Below are 24,334 nucleotides of genomic sequence, written 5' to 3'. Positions count from 1 at the left end.
ATTTTCATTCCTCCTTAGTTCCATTTACTGAAGCTTTGTTCCAATTTTTTTAGTAGGTATGATGCAATTCCAGTCATGAATAAATAAATTATTCCAACTAGTACTAACGGAATTAAGGTAACATCTCTTGCAGTTGCCACGTTCCCAGCACGCAGCAGATCGCCAAGCCCAATTACGTAAACTAGTGAAGTGTCCTTAACTAAATTGATGATTTCATTACCAATTGATGGGATTACGATTTTGACTACTTGGGGGATAATGATATGTTGCAGTGTTTGCAGCTTTGATAAACGTAAGACACGGGCGCTTTCATATTGACCAGTGGGAATTGCTTGAAAACCGCCGCGAAAGATTTCGGCAAAGTAAGCAGCATAATTAAGGATAAAGGCAAACAGTGCCGCATCATAACGCTGAAAGATGATACCCATGATTGGCAAGCCATAGAAAATAAAAATTAGCTGCAATAATAGTGGTGTACCCCGCATGATCCATACGTAAAATTTAAGTATCAGCCGCAAGGGCTTAAAATGGGAGAGCAGGCCTAAGCTGATAACTATTCCTAGTGGGATAGAAATGATTAGAGTCCAACAAAACAGGGACAGGGTCATTTTGGCACCTGAGAGTAATGAAGGCATGATTGAAACGATATAGTCCATAACTTTCTCCTTGTGATAAATAAAAAAGCGTCCTCTTAAGCTATCTAGCTTAAGAGGACGCTTTGACGTTGTTCCACCTCAATTTGTTATTTACTCACGTAAATAACCTCAACCAGTTCGAATATTGCCATAAAAATGGTGATATTCGAATTGGAGCGATAACGGGACTACCGGAATTTCCTAATAATAGTAAGTAAAAAAAGCCGCCATCTTAGACATAGTGTCTAAGAGGACGACTTAACGCGGTTCCACCTCAACTTCGTTGCTTACTCACATAAGCAACCTCGAGCAGTTTAATAATTAATATTAAACTGGAAGTGATAACGGAACCACCGGAATTTCTTACTGATTCAGAAAAACGGTTCGCAGGTGTGATTCATGTTGGTACTTGGTGTCTTTACAGCAACTGACACTCTCTAAACAAGTCCATAACATTACTAGTCTGCTCATAACCTTTTAAATTTATTTTAATTATAGTCACTTACACCAAGAAGTCAAGTATTATTTTTATTACTAAAAAAGCTATCGTTAAGATAGCACTTCTAGTTATTCCGTAAGTTTGACCCTAGTTGATTTGTCCCAAGAATCAGGTAACTTGCCAACTTCCTTGAGTTTAGCCACAATTTGATCTAAAACGACTTGACGATCATCTTCATCGGTCATAAAGTCAAGTTGATCGCCATCAATTTCCATCTTAGGTGAGTAGTCATATTTTTCGTACCAAGGCTTATAATAACGCAAAAGCCGTTTGTAATAATCCTCAAGAGTAGCATCATAACTCAACTGCTCATAAGGACGGCCGCGTTTTTCAATTCGCTTGAGCATAGTTTCGTATGAAACGTTAATATGGACAAGTAGGTCGGGATTTTCTTTTGGCATATGATCGAGTTCGCCCATCATATTATTGAGCAACTCATAATATGTGTCGACCTCTTCTTTGGTTGCACGTCCGATATCGGCATTCATTTGGAAGAATAGAGCATCTTCATAGATGGATCGATCTAAGACATTGTTATCTTCTGTTAGAGCATCTTTAATGCTGCGGAAGCGAGTATTTAAGAAAAATACTTGCAGCAAAAAGGCATACTTTTTAGGATCGGCATAAAATAGCGGCAAGACAGGATTGTCATCAACGCTTTCATAAAATGGTTTAGTTCCTAAATAATTAGCTAAAATACTGGTTAAACTGGATTTACCGGCTCCAATTGGCCCGCTTAAAACAATAACAGTCATCACGTTCCTTCTTTTATAAATTTCCTAGTTCGCGTAATTTATTATCAATTTCGCTTAAAACTGCTTTTTTGGCGTCTTCGTCAACGATAAAGTCATATTTATCGCCATCAATTTTAATTTTTGGTGAAGCATCATATTCCTCATACCAAGGCTCATAATACCGAATTAAACGCTCATAATAGTCTTTTAAACTAGGATCAGTACTAATTTGTTCAAATGATCGACCACGCTTCTCAATCCGTTTGAGCATTGTTTCAAGCGAAACATGAATGTAAATAAGTAGATCAGGCTTTTTACTTGGCTTGCCAGGAACATCTTCCATCATGTTCTCGAGTAAGCTGTCATAGATCTTAAATTCGGTTGGATCAGCAACTTTATTTTCTGCATTCATCTTGAAAAAGAGCGCGTCTTCATAGATTGACCGATCTGAGACGCTGTTTTTATCCTGTACCGCTTGATTAATCTGCGCTAATCGATGGTTCAGCAAGTAGATATTAAGTAAAAAAGTATATCGCTTCATATCTTGATAATACAAAGGCAAAACGGGGTTGTTATCCACGCCTTCATAAAACGCTTGTGTCCCTAAATGCTCAGCTAGAATACTGGTTAAACTGGATTTACCGGCTCCAATTGGCCCACTTAAAACAATAACTTGAATCACGTTCTTTCTTAAAAATACAACATGTAGACTCTTATTTAGTTTAATACGAGATGTAGTGGTAAACAAGGAAAAAGTTAATTTTAAGAATTCACAATTTGTCAAGTGATTTTGTATAATACAGTGAAGAAAATATCCAAGTTATCAGCTTCACAATAAAAAGCATCAAGTTTAGACTTGATGCTTTTGCTAATGTTACACGTGAAACCAATGAGTTACCGCCAGTTAACTTCTGTGTATGTCATATCAGCAAATTTAGTCGATTGATACTTATCAGCTAAGTCTTTAGTGGTGAAGTATTGATTATAAACCTTGCCTGTTGTTGGATCAGCTTCGAAAACCACTTTGATGGTTTGATCATCAACTTTTTCGTTGTGAACAGCATAAGCGTCACCGTCAGCAGTTGACTTTTCGGTTGGTGAGCTCAAGATAGTCCATTTAACGCCGCTAATTGTTTTGGTAGTACCACGCTTGACGTTCTTAAAGGTCTTAGCATGTTTATTCTTCCAACTTTTACTCATTTGCCATGGGTACTTTTTGGTGCCTTTAACTTTACCAATCACTGCTACTTTGGCTGTTTTACCAGTAGCAGGTAGGACTAATGAAGACTTGTGGATATTCAATGGCTCAGGAGTTAAATTGTTATTGCTATACCATTTACCTTGTAAATCTTTACTAAATTTGAAGGACTTGCTGATACCATATTTTTTATCCTGCTTTTTCTTTGAAACTTGGCTAGTCTTAGCTTTCTTTGCACTAACATCAGCTGTAAACACACTACTAGTTAGCCCCAGTGCAGCAACAACTAAGCCTAAAAGTTTAACCGTTTTTTTCATAATATTCCCTTTCTACATTATAAACAGTAGCTATTTTATGCTTTAATTATAACTTATAAGGTTTGGCATTGACAATATAAAAGTAAAACTTTTATAACGATATGGTAGAATCTAGATGAAGGGAAGTGCTTGAATTGGAAACCAAAGTATTGGTAGTTAGTGGTATCACAGCAAGTGGAAAGACTAGTTTGATTACCGCTTTAAAACAAATATGTTTAGAGAGTACGGTGCTATCTTTTGATGACTATGACATTGTTCAATTAAGTACTACTCCAAACATTAAGATACCACTAAAAAAAGCAATTAATCAATATGATATTAGTGAGTTAATGCTTGATTTTAAGCAGAGCTATCACCAAATTCCACTAATTTTACTTGACTTTCCTTTTGGATATTATCATCAAGAATTAAGGCCATACATTGATTGGGTAGTTTATTTGAATACACCACTTGATATTACTTTTGCACGTCAATTGATTCGAGATGAGCAGTCAAGCAATGCTCAAGAAATAATTAACTGGGCAAAGACATATTTATCCCAAGCAAGACCATATTTTGTTGACAATCAGAGCTATGTAGCTCAAAGTGCTGATTTAATTTTAGATGGTACGACTTCAATTGCTCAAGAAGTAGCCCAAGTTAGAAAGTTAATCGAATAAGTTAATGTTTTACGTGGAACAACTATTTGTTGGTGTACTGAAATTTTAGCGATTAAGGTGTTTAATGATTAAATGAAAAAGCCAAACAAAAATTGAGATGACTACTACATATGCAATTATCGAATCAAGATATTCCGTTTTAGGTTCTTTTGCCAGTTCAACTATTACTAGAATTAGCATAGGGATTATAAAAATAAGATAAGGGATCCATTTATGTTTATTTGCAAACTCACGTGCCTTATATTTTATTCCTAAAGATTTTTCACGATTAAATTTTCTAATGTGGCCGTTTATTGCTGCAATGAGATATTCAATTATTAATAATGGTAGTGAGAGACCATGTAAATTAATAATATCAAATGTATTAGCAAAAAGAATCACCAAAATTATGGCTATACCCAGTTTAAATCTTTTGAGATTACCTTCAATTCTTTTGCAACATCTTTTTTCTCTAAATATTCACGCATTCCTGTATCCTCCTTTAATAATGTATCAAGTGAGATTTGATAGTAATTACTTAACTTGATAAGACTCTCTATGTCGGGATAGGTCTTTTCATTTTCCCAGCTAGAAATTGTTTGTCTGCTCACAAAGAAATACTTTGCGACTTCTGTTTGAGTTAAGTTCTTAGCAATTCGCGCTTGTTTTAAGTGCTCACCAAATTTCATTGTTTGTTCCTCCCGAATTACTATTAATTATGAATAGTTTGGAAATTAAAACAAGCAGAGATTCCTTGCATTATTGCTAGTTAAAGGAAGTATTTCCCAGGAAATAAAAAAGATGTGGTACGTTGGCACCACATCTTTTTGGTAATTTAATAAGCAAATTATTTAACTCTTTGTTGTTCAGCTTTTTGTTCTTTATTTTCTTTTTGCTTCTGATCAAGTTTTTCTTTTTGATCATCAATCTTGTCTTCGGCAGTCTTAGTTGCTCCTGAAAGACGATCCTGCAGACTAACTGAATCTTTTTCATGTTGTTTTTTAGTCTTGATGTCAACGACAGTTACGTTAACTTCAACTGTTTCAAGGCCAGTCATGTCTTTAATTTTATTGTAGATTTTTTCTTTAATTTCATCATACAACTTAGTGATTTGTACACCGTATTCAGCGACAATATCAATGTCAACTGCTACTTGCGTTTTACCAACTTCGACGTTTACACCAGAGGTAACATCATCATTGTTGACGATTTTATCAGTTAAATTGGAGAAGAAGCCACCATCGACAGTTAGTAAGCCTTTGATATCTGAAAGGGCAATACCAACTATTTTTTGGACCACTTTAGAATCATATTTTAGATCGCCTTTAACTGTTTGCTTTGAATTTGTTTGTGCCATTGTAAAAAAACTCCTTTCGAATAGTTATTTATTTTGTAACTTTTTTAGAATTGGCCAGTAATGACCAATGAGACCGCCACATACTAGCATGACAATTACAAAAATAGTTTTGAAGAATCCCAGTCCTAAAAAGCAAAGTGCTAATAATATCCCGATAACTGCACCGCTTATTTCTGGGAGGTATTTTTGCAAAATTTCTTTCATCTCTACCTCCTTACTGAACGCGCTTTTCAGGCTTTTCTGAATTGTGATAATTGGTAAAATTAATCTTAATTTTTGGCTTTTGCTCAATACCTAATAGTTGCTTTAGGTCACCTTTTAGCTGCTCAAGATAATTGTTGAGTAGATTAGCAATATCTTCACCTGCACCTAAATCACCGTTGACTTTAATCTTAACGTGACGTTTGGTCAATCGTGATTCGACTTTAGCGTTGCTTAGATAAGGAACATCTGCTAAAGAATTCAAAACGTAGCCGTTGATTGCCTTACTTGTAACTTTAACTTGACCGGATCGCTTATGGATCAAATTAAAGTTTCTCTGAGTTGGCCAAAATAGTAGAACAATTATGCCAATAATTAAAATCACTAGCACAAGTGCGCTAATACCGATTAGATACCAAGCAAATATTGGATCAAGTTTTCCCAAGTGGGGCAGGCTAAGCTGCAAGTACTTTTGCCAAACTGGACTTGTTGCCCACAAAAGATAGATTGGAGGTGGCAATAGTAGAATTGAACCTACAATCAATAACCATTTTTTACTTCGTTTCAATTTATCACATCCTTTCAACCTTTATCTTGATTCTAATACGGACTATTTTAACAGTCTAATAATATGCGCTAATAAGTATATGCTTTTTAGTTGATACACTTTATAACAAAAAAAGATGCATTACTGCATCTTTTAATTAATTATTTAATTTGCTGGCTGCTGCTTCATCAACAATGACTGTTACGTCATTATGTTTTTGTAAAATTGAAGCCGGTACTTCTTCAGTAACTGGCCCTTCAATCATTTGCTTAACAGCATCAGCTTTGTTTGCGCCAAAGGCCATCAATACGATCTTCTTAGCTGACATAATGTTGGCGATACCCATGCAGATTGCAGAAGTAGGTACTTCGGTAATATCGTTGAAGAAACGGGAATTGGCTTGAATCGTGTTATCAGTTAACTTAACTTCATGAGTGACAGAATCAAAAGCAGTCCCAGGTTCGTTGAAAGCGATATGTCCGTTTTGTCCGATACCTAAAAGTTGAATATCAATCGGGTTTTCTTTAATAATCTGATCGTAATCAGCTGAGGCACCTTCTGGGTCGCTAGCGGCCTTAATACCATCAGGGACATAAGTTTTTTTGAACGGTTTTTGGTCAAATAAGTGTTTCTGCATGAAGTAGTGGTAACTTTGATCATTATCAGGTGTTAGACCAACATACTCATCCAAATTAACACTGGTTAAGTTACTGGTATCTAAATCACTGTTAACCAATTCTTGATAGAGTGATAATGGCGTAGAGCCAGTAGCTAATCCTAATACTTTGGCACCGTTGTTAATACCTGCTTCAAAAACTTTAAATGCTTGAACACCGCCAGCAGCTGCGTCCTTAGTAGTGATAATTTTCATAAATTCTCCTCCTTGTAATTGTTAGTTTTATTATAAATTGGTATATGCCAATTTGTCAACTAGCAATTGTAGTAGAAAAAGAAGTTTAATTTTTGGAATTAATCCAATAAACGCGACCGTCATCAGTTCTTTGCAATAGATTGCTTTCAACTAAATCACGGCGTCTGGTAACATAATCATCAATGTACTGCCGTAGTAACAAATTGACCTCAGGTTCTGAATATTTTTGACCAGGTGTAAATTTGCTAGCTAAGTATTTTAAGATTAATTCCCGCTTTTTGGCTTTACCTGGCCATGTTTTGACGAAACCATCGTTATCTAAGTAGCGACTAATAATGTCTTGCTCTTGCTCATTCATAATAATATGTCCTTTCTTAATTTAATGCAGCATAGCACAATTTGGTAAAATAAAAAAGCGCAATCAATGCTGTTTCATGTGGAACATTAATTGTGCTTTTTAAAATTATCTTATTCACTTCTTAATGCAATTGCTGCATCTTTCTTAGCAGCTAATCTTGCCGGAATATGTCCACCTAGCAGAGTTAAAATCGTTGAAATAATGATTAAAACTAGAGCATGAGTTGGATTGAGTTGAGCAACATTGGATAAGCTACTGATGTTATAAAGTACACTATTGATTGGGAAGGTCAATAGGTAGGCTACACCAACTCCAAGTGCCCCAGAGAAAATTCCTAAGATAAAGGTTTCAGCGTCAAAGACACGAGTAATATCTTTTTTACGAGCTCCAAGCGCCTTAAGGACACCGATCTCCTTAGTACGTTCAAGAACAGAAGTGTAAGTTAGAATACCAATCATAATCATGGAAGTAATTAATGAAATTGCTGCAAAGGCTACTAATACATAAGTGATACCGTTAAGCAGGCCACCAGTCATTGTTGTAACGGCACTTGACATGTCGGTATAAACAACTTTGTCATCTTTAGCTTTGCCTTTGTTCCATTTGTCGAGGTACTTCAAGACTTTGTCTTTAGCATCAAAGTCAGTTGGATAAATCATAATGCCAGTTGGTGTACTAGAACCACCAATAGTTTGCATAACTTGCTTCTTTTCAGAAGATTTCATCTTTTGGCCAGTTAAAACATTCGAGTTTGTCTTCTTTTGGGCTTTAACAATATCTGACTTTTTATTAGTTTTAATTATTTTTTTGGTTAATTTGTCACTATAAGCAATTCCCGAAGATAAAGGAGACAGTGAATCCTTGTTCTTTGGCCGAATAACTGCTACTAAATGTAATTTAGTTTTCGCCTTATTGTACATTGTAGAATTGATTTTTTTAGGAACAAACATTCCAGTCGGTAATTGTTCGTAGAAATCGTTATTATCAGCGACTCTAAATTCTTGTCCGATTAACTTGTTGAACTTAACTTTTTCATTAGCTTTGACTTTGAAGCCAAGGTTCTTTAAAGAATTAATATTAACGGTGTTGCGGCGATCGGCGACCAGTACGATATCAGTTGCTTTCTTCGGCCAAGAACCAGATAGTAATTGGTAATTTTCCTTTAGAACTGAACCTTTTCTATTGTTTAGTTCAGTTGGAAAGACTGATGAACCAGCGCCAAGTGCACTAATTGCTTGGGAACGAATATTGGCAATCGATTGTTCACTATCTTGAGCATTTTGCGAGAAAGTAACAGCTTTGGTTTTACCGTCGACTTTGCCCAATAAGTTCAATTTAACAGCTCGCTGAAAAGAAACATTGTTGGCATAATCAGGATTAATCTTTTTAACGTATTTCACGTATTCAGGGGTAATCTTATTTTGTCGTGATGTTTCTTGATTGAGGTCTTTTTCAGCAGTTAAATAGCCTTTATTTTTAGCAGTTTTGTCTGTGTCCTTAATCTTAGTCAAAGCTGTACCATCAATCGCAGTTTGATTAATTGAAACTGGATATTTAGCTAATGCCTTACTCATAGTATTGTCAATTTGCTTTTGAAAACCGTTAGAGATAGCTAGAACAATCGCAATTGAAATAATTCCGATGCTTGAGGCAAAGGCGGTTAAGATCGTTCGACCTTTTTTAGTTAAAATGTTGGTAAAACTAAGTTTAATTGCGTTCCAATATGACATCTTAGTGCGCTTTAACTTGAACGTGTCTTTTTCTTCTTTTGGATTATAAGGATCAGAATCATTCAGAATCTTACCATCTTGGAAGTTAACAGTTCTAGTGGCATATTCGTTAGCAAGCTCCGGGTTGTGAGTTACCATGATAACTAAACGATCTTTTGACAAGCGTTTAATTAATTTCATGATTTGTTCAGATGTTTCGGTATCTAAAGCACCAGTTGGTTCGTCACAAAGTAAGATATCTGGGTCATTAGCTAATGCCCGAGCAATAGCTACCCGTTGCATTTGTCCACCGGATAATTGGTTAGGGCGCTTATTAACTTGTTCTTTCAAGCCAACTTGTTCTAAAGCAGCCTGTGCACGTTCATGGCGTTCTTTAGTTGGAACACCAGATAAATTCATCCCTAATTCAACGTTATCGATAATTGAAAGGTGAGAAATTAGATTGTAATTTTGGAAAACGAAGCCGACAGAATTGTTGCGGTATGCATCCCAATCGGTTTCTTTGAAATTCTTGGTAGATTTACCATTAATAATCAGGTCACCACTATCGTATTGGTCGAGTCCGCCAATGACGTTTAGCATAGTAGTTTTACCGGAGCCACTTGGCCCTAAGATAGCTACGAATTCCTGGTCACGAAATGAAATGGAAACATCGTCAAGTGCATGGGTGATAGTATCACCAACGTGATAGGACTTTCGTAAGTCTTTTAGTTGTAACATATTGTTTATCGCTCTTTTCTTTATATATACATTGATAGAAACAAGTCTAACATGGATAAAACAGTGAAGCTAGTGATAATTGTTAAGATCAGTTTAAGTTTGAAGCTAAAAAATATCCAAATTAAAAACCAACTACAAAAATAGTTGGCTTTTAATGAATAATAGTAAATTTACTCACTTCTTAAGGCAATAGCGGCATCTTTTTTAGCAGCGATACGTGCTGGAATGTGGCCACCAATTAGGGTTAAGATAGTTGAAACAATAATCAAAATAAGAATGTGTAATGGATTAGGCTGGGCAACATTTGCTAAGCCAGTGACTTTTACAAATACACTGTTGATTGGAAAACTTAGCAGATAAGCAATTGTAACTCCTAATATGCCGGAAAAGATTCCTAGAATAAAAGTTTCGGCATCAAAGACTCGTGTAATATCTTTTTTGCGAGCACCCAATGCTTTTAAGACCCCAATTTCTTTAGTACGTTCTAGAACTGAAGTATAGGTTAGAATTCCAATCATAATCATTGAAGTAATTAAGGCAATAGCGGCAAAAGCGATTAAGACGTAGGTAATACCATTAATAATACCTCCTGTCATTGAAGTAACAGCGCTAGACATATCGGAGTAAATAATTCGCTCCTCTTTAGGCTTACCTGCATTCCAATTATTCAGATAGTCTAAAACGCGATCTTTGGCCTTAAAGTCATTAGGATAAATCATAAATCCAGTGGGAAGTGAGACTCCACCAAGGCTTTCAATAACTCTCTTTCGACCATAGGAATTAACTGTTTGGCCGTTTAAGACATTATGTTTAGACTTCTTTTGTGCTTTTACAATTTCAGAATTTTGGTTAGCTTTAATGATCTGTTTGGCTAACTCGTCACTATAAGCAATACCGTCGGCTAGAAGTGACATTGAATTTTCATCTTTAGGGCGAATAACTGCTTTGAGATGTAAAGTAATACCATTGCTATGATACATTTCTTGATCAGCTGGTTTAGGTACAAAAAGACCAGTTGGAGTTTTTTCATAGTAATTGTCGTTATTAACAATTTTGAATTTTTTACCTAGTAAGCGTTTGAAGTTTACTTTGTCGCCGATTTTCAAGTTATAACCAAGGTTTTTAAGACAATTAATATTGACTGTATTTTGGTTATCAGCAACCATTACCAAGTCAGTTGGCTTTTTTGGCCAGGAACCTGATAATAATTGGTAATTTTGTTTAAGAAATGTTTGCTTATTGGTATTAAGAGTTGTTGGAAACACTGAGGTACCAACACCAGTAAAGTTAATTGCTTGAGCACGTACAGCATCACTGTTTTGAGCATTATGGGTGTCATTGGGTGAAAAGATGACTCGCTCAATTTTATGATTGTTTTTGGTTAGTAAGTTGAGATTAGTACCTCTTTGATAGGAAATGTTGTTAGCATCATCGGGATTCATCTTATTAATGTACTTAGTATATTGTGGCGTGATTTTATTGACATGCAGAGATTGGGCCATTTTATCTTTCTCAGCCTTAATATAACCATGATTTTTGGCCATTTTGTCTGAAGAACTTTGTTGGCTAGTAACGGCATTAACATCACTAATTGATTCGTTGATAATGACTGGATATTTTGCCAATGATTTACTCATGGTCATGTCAATCTGTTTTTGGAAGCCATTGGAAATCGCTAAGACAACAGCAATAGAAATAATACCAATACTAGCAGCAAAAGCAGTCAGTGCAGTACGCCCCTTTTTACTCATGATATTAGTAAAACTAAGTTTGATTGCATTCCAGTAAGACATTTTAGTCCGCTTGAGTTTGAAGGTATCTTCTTGTTCTGTTTGTTCATAAGGACGTGAATCATTCAGAATTTTGCCATCTTTAAAATTAACAATTCTAGTGGCATATTTTTGAGCAATTTCTTGATTGTGAGTCACCATAATTACTAGGCGCTCTTTAGACAATTCTTTGATTAATTGCATAATCTGTTCAGATGTTTGACTATCAAGTGCACCTGTCGGTTCGTCGCAAAGTAAGATATCAGGATTATTGGCTAGAGCACGGGCGATAGCTACTCGCTGCATTTGTCCACCAGATAGTTGACTAGGGCGTTTGTTAACTTGGTCTTTTAAACCAACCTTAGTTAGTGCATCCATTGCTCGTTCATTTCTCTGCTTAGCAGGGATGCCAGAAAGATTCATTCCCAGTTCTACATTGGCAATAATTGATAGATGAGAAATCAAATTATAGTTTTGAAAAACAAAACCAACGGAATTATTACGGTACGCGTCCCAATCGGTATCAGAGAAATCTTGGGTAGATTTACCATTGATGATTAGGTCGCCGCGATCATAACGGTCTAAACCGCCGATAACATTTAATAAAGTGGTTTTTCCAGAACCGCTTGGTCCTAAAACAGCAACAAATTCTTGCTTACGAAAAGAGATAGAAACGTCATCTAAAGCATGAGTAATAGTATCTCCGACATGATAAGATTTAGATAAATTTTGTAGTTGAAGCATGGTGGTATTTCCTTCTAGATAATGCTAATAATAACCTATGTAATATAACAATAAGCTTAGCATTAATATAACATATAGTCCAGTAAAAAAATACCACTTATCTGTTATTTAATACCCTAAAACGCCTATGGCAGTAAGGAAAGACAGAATAATAAAAAACAATAAAATTAATGAAATAATAAGTATATGTCGCTTCTTATTCATAACTAAAACACCAGCAAATTCGCGAACAATCGCATTAGGTAGGAAATAAAACCTAGTATAACACCCAACTCCATTAGCAGATAATCCGGCTTTTTTAGCAAAAAGGGATGCGCGAAAAATATGGTAATTATTACTAAAGAATTTGGCTTTGTATGAATTGTTACCAGCATCTTTAGCTGCCAGTTGTCCAGAAAATAGCATGTTTTGGTAGGTGTTTTTGGATTCTGTTTCACGGAGAATATCTTTAGGATTAATACCGCGGGCAATAGCATATTCGGCCATTGCTTGTGCTTCTGGTACTTTTTCGTCACTGCCCTGACCACCTGACATAATTAGTTTAGGCATTTTACGTCCTTTAGCAACTTGTTTTAGGGCATACTGAATAGCGCGATTAATTCTGGCTGCTAATAATGGGGTTACGATTTCGCCTTGATATAATCCTGCACCTAAGATAATTAAATAGTCTTGATCATATTGCTTTGGTACCAGCTGATAGAGACCAAGATTAACTAAAAAGTTGTAGGCCACCAGTAATAAATATCCAACTACAGTTGGTGTCGCGTCAAGTAAAATTCTAAGCCAGTCTGGAAGATCTTTGAAGGGATGGAGCAAGACAATTATCCAAGCAATGATTAGCAATAGACCAATGAAAAGTGTTAGTAAATTTGAAAGATTGTGACTTTCGCGCTGCCAGACAAAATAAGCATTCCATAAAAAAAACACCCATGAAAAAGCAGCCATTAGAGCAATAGTTCCAACTATTAAACCAATAATAATGAAATAGGAGATTAATAAAGGTCGTAAGTTGGTTGCTAGTACCAATACGGTAAACCAGATTCCTAGCATGATGATAAAGAAAGTAAAAAGAACACCATTAAACAATTTACGTGGTTCTTTAAACCAAGAAAATAAAAAAATAAACAATGAAATTAGCAATGCAAGTGATAAAAATGTAAATGGCTGATCATGATTGAATAGTTGGAAAAATTGCATTATCTGTCTCCAAAATAGGTATTATTGATTAAATCCATTATAATGAATACATTGAAAAAAGTCATAGAAAGTGAGGAACTTTTCGATGAGAAGATTTTTTTATTTCCTGGGAAATATTGCCTGTATGATTTTGGCATTTGTAGGTTATAGTTTCTTACAGGTATTTTATTTTTTCCCGAAGCAGATTCAAAAAAAGCTACCACTGACTAATGGGAGCTTATTATTCGTAACTGTGATAGTAACGATAATTATTTTAGGATTACTATTTTATTTATATTCCAAACAATTACAAGAAGATAATGATTGGGAATTTAATGAACGACCGCACTGGGACGGACGGCGAATAACTATCGCTTTATTTGGAATTGTATTGGCGTTTATCGTGAGCATTACTTTGCAAGCAGCTGTGGGTTTAACTAATGGTAAGACTTCAGCTAACCAAGCAGAACTAAACCAAATTTCAAAGCAAGCAGGACTAAGCTATTTATTGATGGTTTGTCTAGTTGCTCCAATTTGTGAAGAAGTCATCTTTCGGGGCATGTTTTTTAATCTTTTTGATCTTATTTTTGATCATGAAACTCCAGTTAGCAAATGGCTTGGAATCATCACAGCAGGTTTTATCTTTGGGTATATGCATGATCCACAGATTACCAAAGCAATTTTAGTTTATTGGGCCTTGGGCTGTGTATTATCTTGGGTATATATCCGGACTAAGGATTTACGGTATTCAATCTTGACGCATATAGGCTATAATTCGTTTCCGTTTTTGTTACTGTATCTGACATCGTTATTATCTTTAATAAAGTAGTTTAGGATAAAAGGTGACAGGACAGTTGTAATGATAATGACAAAAATTAGGCTAGAATAAATGTCTTGTGGGAAAAGCTGATTCTTGCGACCAATCTGTGCGACGATTAAAGCCACTTCACCGCGTGAAATCATGCCTGCACCGACGATATTAGCTGCTGTTTTATCAAAGCCAAATAATTGACAACTATATTTACCAGCCCAAAACTTGGAGATTATTGCTAAGACTGTCATTACAGCGATAAAACCTAAGTCGCTTAGAAAGCTAGTAAAGGTAATCTCTAGTCCAATTTTGGCAAAAAATACGGGAATAAAAACAGTGTAACCAATAGTACTAATAGCTGTATCGAGTTCTTTATATTGGGTGGTTTGTCTAAGTGCTAGTCCTCCGAAGAAGGCACCGATTAAGTCAGATAGTCCAACGTATTCGGCGAGCCATGCCATGCTTAATACTAAAATTAAGGCGACAATCTTGTTAGCGTGAGCGATGTTTAGTCGATCAGCAACTTGCATAATGTGTGGTGTTAAACGATAAATTAGCCAAAGGAAACCAAAAAAACTAGCTTCAAGTAAAAGATTAATACCTAAATTATTGGTCGGACCACTATTTCCATTAGTATGGCTGAAAGTAGTAAATAAACTTAGTATGACTACAGCAAGAATGTCATCAACCACTGCGGCACCTAGAATTGTCGTGCCAGCAGGTGTGTGCAACTGTCCTTTTTCTTGTAAAACAACTACCGAAATGGATACACTGGTTGCGGCAAAGACGATACCGATAAATAGTGCTTCGATGATTTTCATACCAAATAAAAGACTAGCTGCTCCCATAAAAACTACTGGTAGAATCACACCAACACTAGCAACGGTAAAGCTTAACTTAAAATATTTTTTGAGTAAAGCAAGGTCACTTTCTAATCCTGCTAAAAACATCAATAGTATGACGCCAAATTCTGAGAAGAGGTTAATTAATGCTCCTGGTTTGACGCAATTGAGTAAAGCTGGTCCTAATAAAATACCTGCGATTAATTGTCCAATGACAGCAGGGAGGTTAAGTCGCGTAAATATTTGTCCTAAGAGTACTGAACTAGTTAAAATTAAAATTAATTCTCCTAAAAAATACATTGTTTTCCTTTCATGGGGTAAATAAAAAAACTTTCAAGCTGCCTCCTGACCCAAAGAAGCAAATCTTGAAAGTTTTTACTGTGTAAATAAGAACCCAACCACTAAAAATATTTGTTTGGTTATAATTTTAAGTTAATATCTGATAATTTGCAATCCGATCTGTCTGTTTGAAACTTTTTACGATATCTTAGAATTTACATTATCTAATCTAGCTTTGAGTTTGATTTTCGAATTAAAATAAAATTTTATTGACTTTATTTTTTAAACATTCTATAATCTTTTTATCAAGTATCGGAGGTAATGATTATGATTATCAATAAATGCCATCAGTTACAATTGAATACTTATTATAGCTATTATAGATAGCGTTTGGAGTCATCTAGATGGGTTCAGACGAAAATAAGTTTGAATTTATCTATGATGGCTAGAGCTATTTGTTTGCGGTTAGTCACATAATTCTTAAGTGGCTAGTTGCAGCGATTAATTTTTTAAAATAATTTTGTGATACCTGCTTAGGAATAAGTGGGTATTTTTTTGTTACTAATTTTTATGGAGGAACAATAATGAAAATTAAGAAAATGTTAATGGGTCTTAGCTTAGCCGGACTTTTATTACTGGGCGGTTGTAGCAATAAGTCTGATAAAAAAGCCGAAGTTAAACATGTGGGCGTCTTGCAGGTGGTACAACATCCATCGCTTGATAAGTCATATAAGGGATTTAAGAAAGGCCTTAAGGAGGAGGGGTATGTTGAAGGTAAGAACCTTAAAATTGATTATCAAAATGCCCAAAATAGTCAAGATAATTTGAAGAGTATGAGTGATAAGCTAGTTCATGAAAAGCCAGATTTGCTCTTAGGTATTGCTACTCCAGCAGCACAAAGTTTAGCTAATGCTACCCAAGATATTCCAATTGCTGTGACTTCGGTTACTGATTTAAAAGCTGCAAAATTGGTCGACTCTTATGCCAAACCTGGTAGAAATGTTACAGGTACGACGGACATGGCCTCAGTTGATAAGCAAATTAAGTTATTATTGTCAATTGTGCCTAAAGCTAAAACGATTGGCATCATGTATAATGCGGGAGAAACAAATTCAAAAGTACAAGCTGATTTGGCAATTAAAGAATTGAAGAAGGCTGGGGTTAAAGTTGTGATCAAGACTGCCAATACAACTAATGATGTGCAACAGGCAACAGAGACTTTAGCCGGCAAAGTTCAAGGTATTTTCTTACCGACAGATAATACTTTTGATTCTGCCGCTTCGCTTGTCGGAAAAATCGTTAAGGAAAAGAAGGTACCATTAGTTGCTGGTTCAGTTGATCAGGTTAAAGTTGGCGGTCTTGCTTCAATTGGAATTGATTTTGAAGCTCTCGGTGTACAAACTGGAAAAATGGCAGCTAAAATTTTGTCAGGTAAGGCTAAACCACAAAATATGCCAGTGCAAAAGCCGGCTAATCTAAAATTAGTAGTTAACAAGAAGATGGCTAAGGCTCTAGGAATTGATCCTAAGTCCATTAAAGCTCCTAAATAAAATAAAAAGTCTTTGGATAAAGTCTGCATGCAGCTTTAAGCCAAAGGCTTTTTGTATTTGAGATTATATTGTACTTTATTGCTTCTTTAAACAGTTATCCAATAATTTTATCACTTGCTTACTAGACCTGTTTGCTCAGGATTTTTGGGGGTAGTTTTGGCCAGTAAAGCTAAGCTAATGGAAATCATATCAACTACTTCTTGTAAAATGGCACCAAAAAACGCGGGAATTACGCCGGTAAAAGCAATTAATTCAATGATGATAACGATTGTGATTGCGGTCAAGACATCAACATTAGCGACTTTCATTGTGTGTTTAGAAATTGCTACAGCGTCGTTCACCTTGGACAAATCATTAACCATGATTACTGCATCAGCACTTTCGCTGGCAGCTGAAGCACCCTTGGCACCCATAGCGATACCAACATCTGCAGCGGTCAAGCTTGGAGCGTCATTGACGCCATCACCAGTCATCACTACTGGACGATTTTCGGTTGGAACATCTTTAATTGCTTGAATTTTTTGTTCAGGTAATAATTCAGATCGGATATCATCTACACCAACAGCTTGTCCAATTTGATCAGCGACATTTTTGTGATCGCCAGTCAGCATCATAATATGACGACCACCTTGGCGCTTAAGACGGGCAATAGTAGTTTTACTTTCAGGACGCAGCTCGTCTGTGAAGGTAATATAACCGGCGTACTTGCCAGCAATTGAAATATAGACTGCGGTTGCGTTAACACCAGTAATTTTTTGTTCAGGATCTATATAGCTAAGCTTGCCAACCTTGATTAATTTGTTTTCAACCATGCCACTGACTCCGGCTCCAGTTGCTTCTTTAATATCAGTTGCAGGTTTAAGCATTTGTTTAGGTGTAACGTCGACTAAAGAATTAGCGATAATGTGATTGGATTGCTGTTCAACACTAGCTGCGTAACTTTGCAAAGTATTTTTGTCGTAACCTGCCTGTTCAATTGCGACAATTTGATCGACAACTAAATGATTTTCTGTTAAAGTTCCAGTTTTATCAAATGCAAAAGTTTGGGCGTTAGCTAACTTTTCAATTGTTGGACCAGACTTGACAATAATATGGTGCTTGGACATGGAACTCATTCCTGATACTAAGGCAACTGGAGCGGCAATTAGTAATGGACAAGGAGAAGCAACAACCATTACTTCGGCGAAGTTCACAGGATTGCCAGAGTGAATCCAAGCGGCAATTCCGATTGCTAATGAAATTACTGTAAAAGGAACAGCGTAACGATCAGCCATCTGTACAAATTTAGCAGGTTTAGCCTGAGAAGATTTAACTAAAGCAACGATTGTTTGATATTCAGACTCACTGGCTTTTTTAGTGACGGTCATCTCGACTGCAACGTTACCGTTAATGGAACCGGACATTAAATCGTCACCTGGTTTTTTGTTAACCGGCACAGATTCTCCAGTTAAAGAAGATTCATCAAAACTAGATGTTCCTTTAACAATTTTGCCATCTACCGGTACTTGTTCGCCTGGTTTAATTAACACACGGTCATTTAACTTTAATTGTTCAACATCAACCGATACCAGATTGTCGTTAACTATTTTATTGGCAATACTTGGTGAATTGTCAAGTAGCGATCTTAATTCACGATCGGCTTGCCCAGTGGCATAATCTTCAAGAGTTTGACCACCAGTCATCATGACTAGAATCATCCATTCTGCCCACTGATCGCCAATTAAAATAGTTGAGACTACAGCGATAACTGCTAAAATGTCTACGCCATAGCGCCCACTTTTGAAATCCGTCACGATTTCAAGTAATAATGAAATTGACATCATAATACCGATAATATCAATTAGAATAGTTTGAATTGGGAATTGTAAATTTCCAATTTGAAATAGGCTTTTAGCTTGGAAACCAAACTGGCAGATTAGTCCAATTACGCCGACTACTAAGACCAGAATGAATTTCCATTGTCGTTTTAAATTCATTGTTTGTTAAACCTCCAAAATAATTAAAATAACAATAATTACCTTAAGTTTAACATGGATTTAGCAATTTTAATTAGAATAAGTCTAAATTGGACTGAATCAAACTGGGATAATAAAAAAAGACTAAATTTTTTAGTCTTCCTTGTTGCGATAATTGCTTAGTTTAATAACTTTATCTGTCTGGTTAATATTAGGTCTTACCGAGTCGGTCTGATAATTATGCAGCTCGTCAGAATTAAGCTGCGCATTTTTTGCACGACTAATTGAATCAATGATATCCGAAGAGGACATTGTAATGAAATTATCATTATCGCCGTGATCATGTTTATCGGTAAAGTAGTGGTTAATCTTATGAATTCCAGCCATAGAAAAGTGTTCTTCATGAGCTAATTCTAGTAGCATATTGTGCAGTCGGCTGGCTGAAACTACTTCATGTTCAAGCATTTCAAAAATTAATGAAATGCTAATGCTATTTGCTTTAAACTGTTTAGCAATTTTTTCTTGATCAAAAGCAGCAGAAATCGGTTTAATTTTGTCGGATTGTTCTGAATCTGTTACTAAGCGTTGCAATTGCTCGATTATTTTGTTCTTTTCGGTTGGTGATAATTCCTCACTACGGGAATAGGAGCTGTTTTTGATAATATCTTCGATTATCAAAAATAAGGTATTGATATTGGTCTTTTTTATCATTTTAGACTCTCCTTACCTGAAGATTTTTGCTAATTGTTATTCTATTATCGTACAATATTTCATAATAAAAAATAACCTGTGTTATTTTTTAAATTACATGTGTTATATAACTTCAGCTTTACAATAAGTTAAATTTTAATTGAATAGTATACTCAAGTAAAACCCATATAGAATAACAATTAACAACGTTTTCATGTCTTTTTATTTATTATAGTACATAAAAAATAAAAGTACATAGTAAGTTTAAAAAAACAGTAAAAAGACCAAAAAGTTGTAGTTAGAAATCTTTTTTTGTAGCTAGTGTTACTTTATATTTTTGCTCAAAATTGTGAACGACGTAATTAAATGCTTTAATCCATTCGCGTCTAGTTAGCAGCCCTTGAAAGACGCCATAGTCATCAACAACAGGTAAAAATGCATTATCAACTAAGAGATGAAGTTGTGCCTCTAAGGTAGTTTGGACAAAATTGATTTTATCAAATTCAGTTTGCATAACATCTCGTACTTTTAATTGATTCAATGGTTCAAGCGTAATTTCGTCAGTAGCCATCATTTTATCTGTAATCATTGCTAAACTAAGTAAACCAACCACGTGATTTTCTCGATCAAGTACTGGAACTTTAGAATATTTGACACGGGTCAAAATCAAGAATGCATGGTAGAGCGGATTTTCATCCTCTACAATAGCAATACGAGAAGCTGGAATTAAAAATGAACCAGATTTTTCTTGAATTAGTTGTTTAATTGCTGGGGAGAACATCGGAAGTCCTTTCGAATATTTAAAAAGTCCCATAAAAAGGGAAAAGGCCCGCAAATTTTGCGAGCCTGTTAGTTTCATCTACTTTGAAGGAGTAAGAATGAATGAAATAAAAAAGTGGGAGTATGTAGCAAGGTTTTTACTTCCTTGCTACAGTTTATATAATAGCTTGAAATTATGAATTAAGCATGGAAAAAGTCTTACGAAATGGTAAAGAATTTCTTTAGAACTGTTAAAGGAGAAAGAAAAACCCACGCAACACACGTGAGTCGAAAGGGATAGATATAAAATTGACTTATAAAGTCATTTAATTTGTTTCATTATTTATACTTGGAGGAGTATGAATGAAAAACAAAAAAGTTGATTGTAATATAGCAAACTTTTTTGTTTTGCTACATTACACTTTTAGTATAATCGATAAATGTGAAAAAAGTATGACGAAATTAAAAATAATTATTTTGTTCATAATCCCAAAATTGTTTGCTTTAGCATCACTTGTTATAATTAATAGTGTTTTAGCAAATCAGATTATTGTCATTATTTGACACAGAGGAGAAATATGGAATCTCAAAAGTATCAGCAAAAAACCGTTTTTTGGCTAAGATTTTCAGGCTGGCTGTGCTTACTGCCTGCTTCAGGCTGGCTCTATTTTTACAAGATTGCTAGTCAATCAAGTTTTGGTAATAATTCATATTTATTTTTGCTGCAATTGTTAGTAATTGTAGTGTTTGCAATTTATTTGTTGGTAACTGCTAATAATCAGCGTTGGACTAAGCCGAAAAATTTACAAATATTAATGATTTTTTCACTTTTATGTGTTTCGTTTATTGTATTCATTCCAATTTACTTAGCTTATAGCAACTGTAAGAAACTGAATAGATGAAACTGATGCCGATAAAATATTTAAATTTAGTAAAGGACTAGGCATAATTCTATGTCTCATAACAATATGTAGTACTATAACAGTTAAGTATATTTGTTTGTTGAGGAAGAAATATGAGTAAAAAAGAGCAGGTTGATTCAAAAAGCAAACGCTTAGGGAAGTTTGTTTTAACAACAATTATCTACTGCCTTATTTTAATGGCATTAATCTATTTATATCAATATAGCGGTCTTAATTCAGTTCATTTTATATACAATGAATTTTAAGGTGGTGCTAATTAAATGATCAAAGATATAATTAAAAAAATTGATGAAATTGCTTTAGCTAATCCAGATCGTATTGCTTATGATTATCTTGGTCAAACCAATACTTATGGCGATTTGAAACAACGTTCAGATGCTTGGGCAAATAAAATCAATCAGCTAAATCTTTCACCAGCTAGTCCTGTAATGATTTGGGGTGGTCAAACTTTTGAAATGGTGGCTAGTTTTTTGGGATGTGTCAAGGCTGGACATGCCTATATTCCAATTGCTAGTTATTCGAATGCTGAGCGATTAGTAATGATTCAGGAGATTGCGCAAAGCGAAGCTGTTTTAGCAATTGATCAATTACCTAAAATTGCTATGCCTAAAGTTCAAGTAGTTAAACCGAATCAAGTTGAAAATACTGATGTTGAATTAGATTCAGCAAATTTTGTTCATGGTGATGATAACTTTTATATCATTTTTACTTCAGGAACTAGTGGCAAACCTAAAGGCGTGCAAATTAGTCATAATAATTTACTTAGCTTTGTTAATTGGATAATAACTGATTTTGCATTGCCCAAAAATCCAAGTTTTTTGGCGCAGGCGCCATACTCGTTTGATCTTTCGGTAATGAGTCTTTATCCTGCATTGGTAACTGCGGGTAAACTAGTTGCACTGCCTCATGAGGTAACAGAAAACTTTGCGCAGTTGTTTGCGACTTTACCTAAATTACAATTTAATGTTTGGGTTTCTACTCCATCATTTGCACAAATGTGTTTTTTGGATAAAACTTTTACGGCAGAGTATCATCCTAATTTGTCACATTTTATGTTTTGCGGTGAAGAACTGCCCCACAATGAAGTAACGCAGCTTAAGCAGAAGTTTCCACAAAGTAAGATTTTTAATACCTATGGACCAACTGAAACAACAGTTGCAGTGACTGAGGTTGAGATCACTGATGATATTTTAGTGCAGTATGATCGTTTGCCAATTGGACGCGTTAAGGCTGATACGACGATTACAATTGATCAATCCAAAGGTGATGAGCCAAATGAAGGTGAGATTGTCATTGCCGGTCCCAGTGTTTCTAAAGGATATTTAAATAATCCCGCTAAAACGTCTGCTGCCTTCTTTAAAGCATCAGATAGTCAATATCCTAGTCATCGGTCAGGTGATGAAGGATTTTTTGAAAATGGCTTACTCTTTTATCGTGGACGAATTGATTTTCAGATTAAATTTAATGGTTATCGGATTGAACTAGAAGAGATTAATCATTATTTAAATAAAAATAAATTAGTTGATGTGGGGGTGGCTGCTCCCATTTATAATCAAGATCATACCGTTAAGCAAATTGTTGCTGTAATTAAGTTAAAGGCATCGGCCAAAAAAAAGTTTACGGAAGCTGAAATTACTAAACAGATTAGGGCTAGTTTAACCAAAGATATTATGCCGTACATGATTCCGCAGCGTTGTCTTTACCGTGAACAATTACCGATTTCACAGAATGGTAAGGTTGATATCAAAACGGTTATAAAGGAGGTTAATGAGTAGTGCATCTTAACTTCATTAACTTACAGCCTTACGCCAATCCGCAGTATTTTTTGTATTTGATCATTGGGTTAATTCCAATGATTGTTGGTCTATATCACGGACACAGATTTAAAACTTATGAAGCTGTTTTTTCATTAGTCTTCTTATTTCTGATTTTTGATGCTGATAAATGGCAACAAGGTGTTAGCCTGATCGTTTATTTGGTATTGGAATTACTTTTAACCTATGCTTATTTATACTATCGTAAGGTGGGTAAAAATAAAACCTGGATCTTTTATCTAGCAGTGATTGCGGCGATTATACCGCTCATTTTAGTAAAAGTACAAACAGCTTTCCCCAAAGCTAAAATCCCAGGTGTACTTGCTTTTTTGGGTATTTCCTATATTACCTTTAAGACAGTGCAAGTGATTATGGAGATTCGCGATGGGGCAATCAAAGAAGTAAGTTTCAGTACTTATCTAAGATTTCTACTATTTTTCCCGACTTTTTCATCGGGACCAATTGATCGTTATCGTAGGTTTGCTAAGGACGCTAATTCGGCTCCCCAGAGGTCGCAGTATCTCGATGATTTAAGTCATGCGGTGCGCTATTTATTTCAAGGCTTTTTGTATAAGTTCGTTTTGGGTTGGTTCTTTGGGACTTATTGGCTGCCAAGATTAAGTAAGGCGGCTTTGATTGCTGGAACAGCGCATGGTGGATTAAAATTATCATGGTCGCTTGTAGCCTACATGTATTGTTACAGTATGTACTTGTTTTTTGACTTTGCTGGTTATTCATTGTTTGCAGTGGCGATCTCATATTTCATGGGAATTCACACGCCAATGAACTTTAATAAACCATTTAGTGCTCCCAATATTAAAGAGTTCTGGAATCGCTGGCATATGACTTTATCGTTTTGGTTTCGGGACTACATTTATATGCGGTTTACATTCTTTGCGATGAAGAAAAAGTTGTTCAAGAATCCTGTTAGGTTATCACAGGTTGCGTATCTGTTACTCTTTCTAGTTATGGGATTTTGGCATGGCTTGACTTGGTACTACATTGTTTATGGGATTTTTCATGCAACTGCAATTATTATTAATGATGCTTGGCTCCGTTTTAAAAAGCGGCACAAGGGCTTACTGCCATCGAATAAGTTTACGCATGGTTTAGCGATATTTACAACATTTAACGTAGTTTGTTTTAGTTTTTTGATTTTTTCTGGGTTTCTTAGTCAACTATGGTTCGGCTGGATGTAAAGAAAGTTATATTTAAGA

At 35.3% G+C, this 24,334-nt stretch carries 24 protein-coding genes and 2 other annotated features; of the genes, 7 read left to right on the top strand and 17 right to left on the bottom strand.

Annotated elements, in window-relative coordinates:
• Nucleotides 1-14 precede the first annotated feature (14 nt).
• The 4 genes from OZX56_RS09135 to OZX56_RS09120 form a co-directional block, all read right to left on the bottom strand.
• Nucleotides 15-656, bottom strand: a complete 642-nt coding sequence (locus OZX56_RS09135; RefSeq protein ID WP_277125337.1) for an amino acid ABC transporter permease — start codon at nt 654-656, stop codon at nt 15-17.
• A 225-nt stretch (nt 657-881) separates the two neighbouring features.
• Nucleotides 882-1,115: a binding site (T-box leader), on the bottom strand.
• An 87-nt stretch (nt 1,116-1,202) separates the two neighbouring features.
• Entirely contained in the window at nt 1,203-1,889 is a 687-nt protein-coding gene (locus OZX56_RS09130; protein WP_277125339.1) for a deoxynucleoside kinase, read from the bottom strand.
• Between the two features lie 13 nt (nt 1,890-1,902).
• Nucleotides 1,903-2,550 carry a deoxynucleoside kinase gene (locus OZX56_RS09125; RefSeq protein WP_277125341.1) on the bottom strand — a complete coding sequence of 216 codons (648 nt, stop codon included), beginning with the start codon at nt 2,548-2,550 and terminating at the stop codon, nt 1,903-1,905.
• A gap of 212 nt (nt 2,551-2,762) precedes the next feature.
• A complete protein-coding gene (locus OZX56_RS09120; protein ID WP_277139685.1) occupies nt 2,763-3,383 on the bottom strand; it encodes a hypothetical protein in 621 nt (206 codons plus the stop codon).
• A 134-nt stretch (nt 3,384-3,517) separates the two neighbouring features.
• Between OZX56_RS09120 and OZX56_RS09115 the strand changes: the two genes are divergently transcribed.
• On the top strand, nt 3,518-4,042 hold the full coding sequence (locus OZX56_RS09115) for an adenylylsulfate kinase (protein WP_277139684.1): 525 nt from the start codon (nt 3,518-3,520) through the stop codon (nt 4,040-4,042).
• A gap of 392 nt (nt 4,043-4,434) precedes the next feature.
• Here the strand turns inward: OZX56_RS09115 and OZX56_RS09110 are convergent, their stop codons facing one another.
• The 9 genes from OZX56_RS09110 to OZX56_RS09070 form a co-directional block, all read right to left on the bottom strand.
• Complete coding sequence (locus OZX56_RS09110; RefSeq protein WP_277139683.1) at nt 4,435-4,710, bottom strand: helix-turn-helix transcriptional regulator; 276 nt, start codon at nt 4,708-4,710, stop codon at nt 4,435-4,437.
• Nucleotides 4,711-4,868: 158 nt separating this feature from the next.
• Nucleotides 4,869-5,378, bottom strand: coding sequence for an Asp23/Gls24 family envelope stress response protein (locus OZX56_RS09105; protein ID WP_277139682.1), 510 nt, complete (start codon nt 5,376-5,378; stop codon nt 4,869-4,871).
• Nucleotides 5,379-5,402: 24 nt separating this feature from the next.
• A complete protein-coding gene (locus OZX56_RS09100; RefSeq protein ID WP_277125350.1) occupies nt 5,403-5,582 on the bottom strand; it encodes a DUF2273 domain-containing protein in 180 nt (59 codons plus the stop codon).
• A 10-nt stretch (nt 5,583-5,592) separates the two neighbouring features.
• Nucleotides 5,593-6,147, bottom strand: a complete 555-nt coding sequence (gene amaP, locus OZX56_RS09095) for an alkaline shock response membrane anchor protein AmaP (RefSeq protein ID WP_277139681.1) — start codon at nt 6,145-6,147, stop codon at nt 5,593-5,595.
• Between the two features lie 136 nt (nt 6,148-6,283).
• Nucleotides 6,284-6,997 carry a glucosamine-6-phosphate deaminase gene (locus OZX56_RS09090; RefSeq protein ID WP_277125354.1) on the bottom strand — a complete coding sequence of 238 codons (714 nt, stop codon included), beginning with the start codon at nt 6,995-6,997 and terminating at the stop codon, nt 6,284-6,286.
• A gap of 85 nt (nt 6,998-7,082) precedes the next feature.
• On the bottom strand, nt 7,083-7,355 hold the full coding sequence (locus OZX56_RS09085) for a DUF2087 domain-containing protein (protein ID WP_277139680.1): 273 nt from the start codon (nt 7,353-7,355) through the stop codon (nt 7,083-7,085).
• A gap of 110 nt (nt 7,356-7,465) precedes the next feature.
• Nucleotides 7,466-9,805, bottom strand: coding sequence for an ABC transporter ATP-binding protein/permease (locus OZX56_RS09080; RefSeq protein ID WP_277139679.1), 2,340 nt, complete (start codon nt 9,803-9,805; stop codon nt 7,466-7,468).
• Nucleotides 9,806-9,975: 170 nt separating this feature from the next.
• On the bottom strand, nt 9,976-12,318 hold the full coding sequence (locus tag OZX56_RS09075) for an ABC transporter ATP-binding protein/permease (RefSeq protein WP_277139678.1): 2,343 nt from the start codon (nt 12,316-12,318) through the stop codon (nt 9,976-9,978).
• A 108-nt stretch (nt 12,319-12,426) separates the two neighbouring features.
• Entirely contained in the window at nt 12,427-13,515 is a 1,089-nt protein-coding gene (locus OZX56_RS09070; RefSeq protein WP_277125362.1) for an ElyC/SanA/YdcF family protein, read from the bottom strand.
• A gap of 85 nt (nt 13,516-13,600) precedes the next feature.
• Here OZX56_RS09070 and OZX56_RS09065 point away from each other — a divergent pair, with 85 nt between their 5' ends.
• Nucleotides 13,601-14,323, top strand: coding sequence for a type II CAAX endopeptidase family protein (locus OZX56_RS09065; RefSeq protein WP_277139677.1), 723 nt, complete (start codon nt 13,601-13,603; stop codon nt 14,321-14,323).
• Here the strand turns inward: OZX56_RS09065 and OZX56_RS09060 are convergent.
• Complete coding sequence (locus tag OZX56_RS09060) at nt 14,263-15,447, bottom strand: cation:proton antiporter (RefSeq protein ID WP_277139676.1); 1,185 nt, start codon at nt 15,445-15,447, stop codon at nt 14,263-14,265. The two genes, OZX56_RS09065 and OZX56_RS09060, sit on opposite strands and share 61 nt — an antisense overlap.
• 40 nt (nt 15,448-15,487) lie before the next feature.
• Nucleotides 15,488-15,547, bottom strand: a sequence feature (sodium ion sensor (DUF1646 type); this cis-regulatory element may regulate processes involved in with the transportation of sodium ions).
• A 463-nt stretch (nt 15,548-16,010) separates the two neighbouring features.
• Here OZX56_RS09060 and OZX56_RS09055 point away from each other — a divergent pair.
• Nucleotides 16,011-16,976 (top strand): ABC transporter substrate-binding protein, encoded by a 966-nt coding sequence (locus tag OZX56_RS09055; RefSeq protein WP_277125368.1) that lies wholly within the window; start codon nt 16,011-16,013, stop codon nt 16,974-16,976.
• 110 nt (nt 16,977-17,086) lie between these two features.
• Here OZX56_RS09055 and OZX56_RS09050 read toward each other — a convergent pair whose 3' ends face one another.
• From OZX56_RS09050 to cbpB, 3 genes are all read right to left on the bottom strand, one after another.
• Nucleotides 17,087-18,952 (bottom strand): heavy metal translocating P-type ATPase, encoded by a 1,866-nt coding sequence (locus tag OZX56_RS09050; protein ID WP_277139675.1) that lies wholly within the window; start codon nt 18,950-18,952, stop codon nt 17,087-17,089.
• A 132-nt stretch (nt 18,953-19,084) separates the two neighbouring features.
• The gene (locus OZX56_RS09045) at nt 19,085-19,642 is read right to left on the bottom strand and encodes a hypothetical protein (protein ID WP_277125371.1); all 558 of its coding nucleotides are present in this window, start codon (nt 19,640-19,642) and stop codon (nt 19,085-19,087) included.
• Between the two features lie 277 nt (nt 19,643-19,919).
• Entirely contained in the window at nt 19,920-20,402 is a 483-nt protein-coding gene (gene cbpB / locus OZX56_RS09040; RefSeq protein ID WP_277125373.1) for a cyclic-di-AMP-binding protein CbpB, read from the bottom strand.
• Nucleotides 20,403-20,958: 556 nt separating this feature from the next.
• On the opposite strand from cbpB, the gene OZX56_RS09035 reads away from it, so the two are divergent.
• The 4 genes from OZX56_RS09035 to dltB all read left to right on the top strand — a co-directional run bounded on the left by OZX56_RS09035 (nt 20,959) and on the right by dltB (nt 24,316).
• Nucleotides 20,959-21,282, top strand: coding sequence for a hypothetical protein (locus tag OZX56_RS09035; RefSeq protein ID WP_277139674.1), 324 nt, complete (start codon nt 20,959-20,961; stop codon nt 21,280-21,282).
• 113 nt (nt 21,283-21,395) lie between these two features.
• A complete protein-coding gene (locus OZX56_RS09030) occupies nt 21,396-21,548 on the top strand; it encodes a teichoic acid D-Ala incorporation-associated protein DltX (RefSeq protein WP_277125375.1) in 153 nt (50 codons plus the stop codon).
• Between the two features lie 15 nt (nt 21,549-21,563).
• On the top strand, nt 21,564-23,078 hold the full coding sequence (dltA, locus tag OZX56_RS09025) for a D-alanine--poly(phosphoribitol) ligase subunit DltA (protein WP_277139673.1): 1,515 nt from the start codon (nt 21,564-21,566) through the stop codon (nt 23,076-23,078).
• Entirely contained in the window at nt 23,078-24,316 is a 1,239-nt protein-coding gene (dltB, locus tag OZX56_RS09020; RefSeq protein WP_277139672.1) for a D-alanyl-lipoteichoic acid biosynthesis protein DltB, read from the top strand. The genes dltA and dltB overlap by 1 nt, the downstream gene beginning before the upstream one ends.
• Nucleotides 24,317-24,334: the final 18 nt, after the last annotated feature.

Source organism: Lactobacillus sp. ESL0684 (genome assembly GCF_029392675.1).
In the GTDB taxonomy this organism is placed as follows: domain Bacteria; phylum Bacillota; class Bacilli; order Lactobacillales; family Lactobacillaceae; genus Lactobacillus.
Note: the sequence above shows the minus strand (reverse complement) of the source record. Positions and strands in the feature narration are given on the sequence as shown.

Bases quoted from the DNA above. Each gene is read 5' to 3' on its own strand.
- OZX56_RS09035 (WP_277139674.1), top strand. From the start codon at position 20,959: ATGGAATCTCAAAAGTATCAGCAAAAAACCGTTTTTTGGCTAAGATTT.
- OZX56_RS09060 (WP_277139676.1), bottom strand. From the start codon at position 15,447: ATGTATTTTTTAGGAGAATTAATTTTAATTTTAACTAGTTCAGTACTC.
- OZX56_RS09065 (WP_277139677.1), top strand. From the start codon at position 13,601: ATGAGAAGATTTTTTTATTTCCTGGGAAATATTGCCTGTATGATTTTG.
- OZX56_RS09100 (WP_277125350.1), bottom strand. From the start codon at position 5,582: ATGAAAGAAATTTTGCAAAAATACCTCCCAGAAATAAGCGGTGCAGTT.
- OZX56_RS09090 (WP_277125354.1), bottom strand. From the start codon at position 6,997: ATGAAAATTATCACTACTAAGGACGCAGCTGCTGGCGGTGTTCAAGCA.
- dltA (WP_277139673.1), top strand. From the start codon at position 21,564: ATGATCAAAGATATAATTAAAAAAATTGATGAAATTGCTTTAGCTAAT.
- OZX56_RS09045 (WP_277125371.1), bottom strand. From the start codon at position 19,642: ATGATAAAAAAGACCAATATCAATACCTTATTTTTGATAATCGAAGAT.
- OZX56_RS09085 (WP_277139680.1), bottom strand. From the start codon at position 7,355: ATGAATGAGCAAGAGCAAGACATTATTAGTCGCTACTTAGATAACGAT.
- OZX56_RS09135 (WP_277125337.1), bottom strand. From the start codon at position 656: ATGGACTATATCGTTTCAATCATGCCTTCATTACTCTCAGGTGCCAAA.
- OZX56_RS09120 (WP_277139685.1), bottom strand. From the start codon at position 3,383: ATGAAAAAAACGGTTAAACTTTTAGGCTTAGTTGTTGCTGCACTGGGG.
- OZX56_RS09080 (WP_277139679.1), bottom strand. From the start codon at position 9,805: ATGTTACAACTAAAAGACTTACGAAAGTCCTATCACGTTGGTGATACT.
- OZX56_RS09105 (WP_277139682.1), bottom strand. From the start codon at position 5,378: ATGGCACAAACAAATTCAAAGCAAACAGTTAAAGGCGATCTAAAATAT.
- OZX56_RS09055 (WP_277125368.1), top strand. From the start codon at position 16,011: ATGAAAATTAAGAAAATGTTAATGGGTCTTAGCTTAGCCGGACTTTTA.
- OZX56_RS09075 (WP_277139678.1), bottom strand. From the start codon at position 12,318: ATGCTTCAACTACAAAATTTATCTAAATCTTATCATGTCGGAGATACT.
- cbpB (WP_277125373.1), bottom strand. From the start codon at position 20,402: ATGTTCTCCCCAGCAATTAAACAACTAATTCAAGAAAAATCTGGTTCA.
- OZX56_RS09110 (WP_277139683.1), bottom strand. From the start codon at position 4,710: ATGAAATTTGGTGAGCACTTAAAACAAGCGCGAATTGCTAAGAACTTA.
- OZX56_RS09050 (WP_277139675.1), bottom strand. From the start codon at position 18,952: ATGAATTTAAAACGACAATGGAAATTCATTCTGGTCTTAGTAGTCGGC.
- OZX56_RS09130 (WP_277125339.1), bottom strand. From the start codon at position 1,889: ATGACTGTTATTGTTTTAAGCGGGCCAATTGGAGCCGGTAAATCCAGT.
- OZX56_RS09070 (WP_277125362.1), bottom strand. From the start codon at position 13,515: ATGCAATTTTTCCAACTATTCAATCATGATCAGCCATTTACATTTTTA.
- OZX56_RS09030 (WP_277125375.1), top strand. From the start codon at position 21,396: ATGAGTAAAAAAGAGCAGGTTGATTCAAAAAGCAAACGCTTAGGGAAG.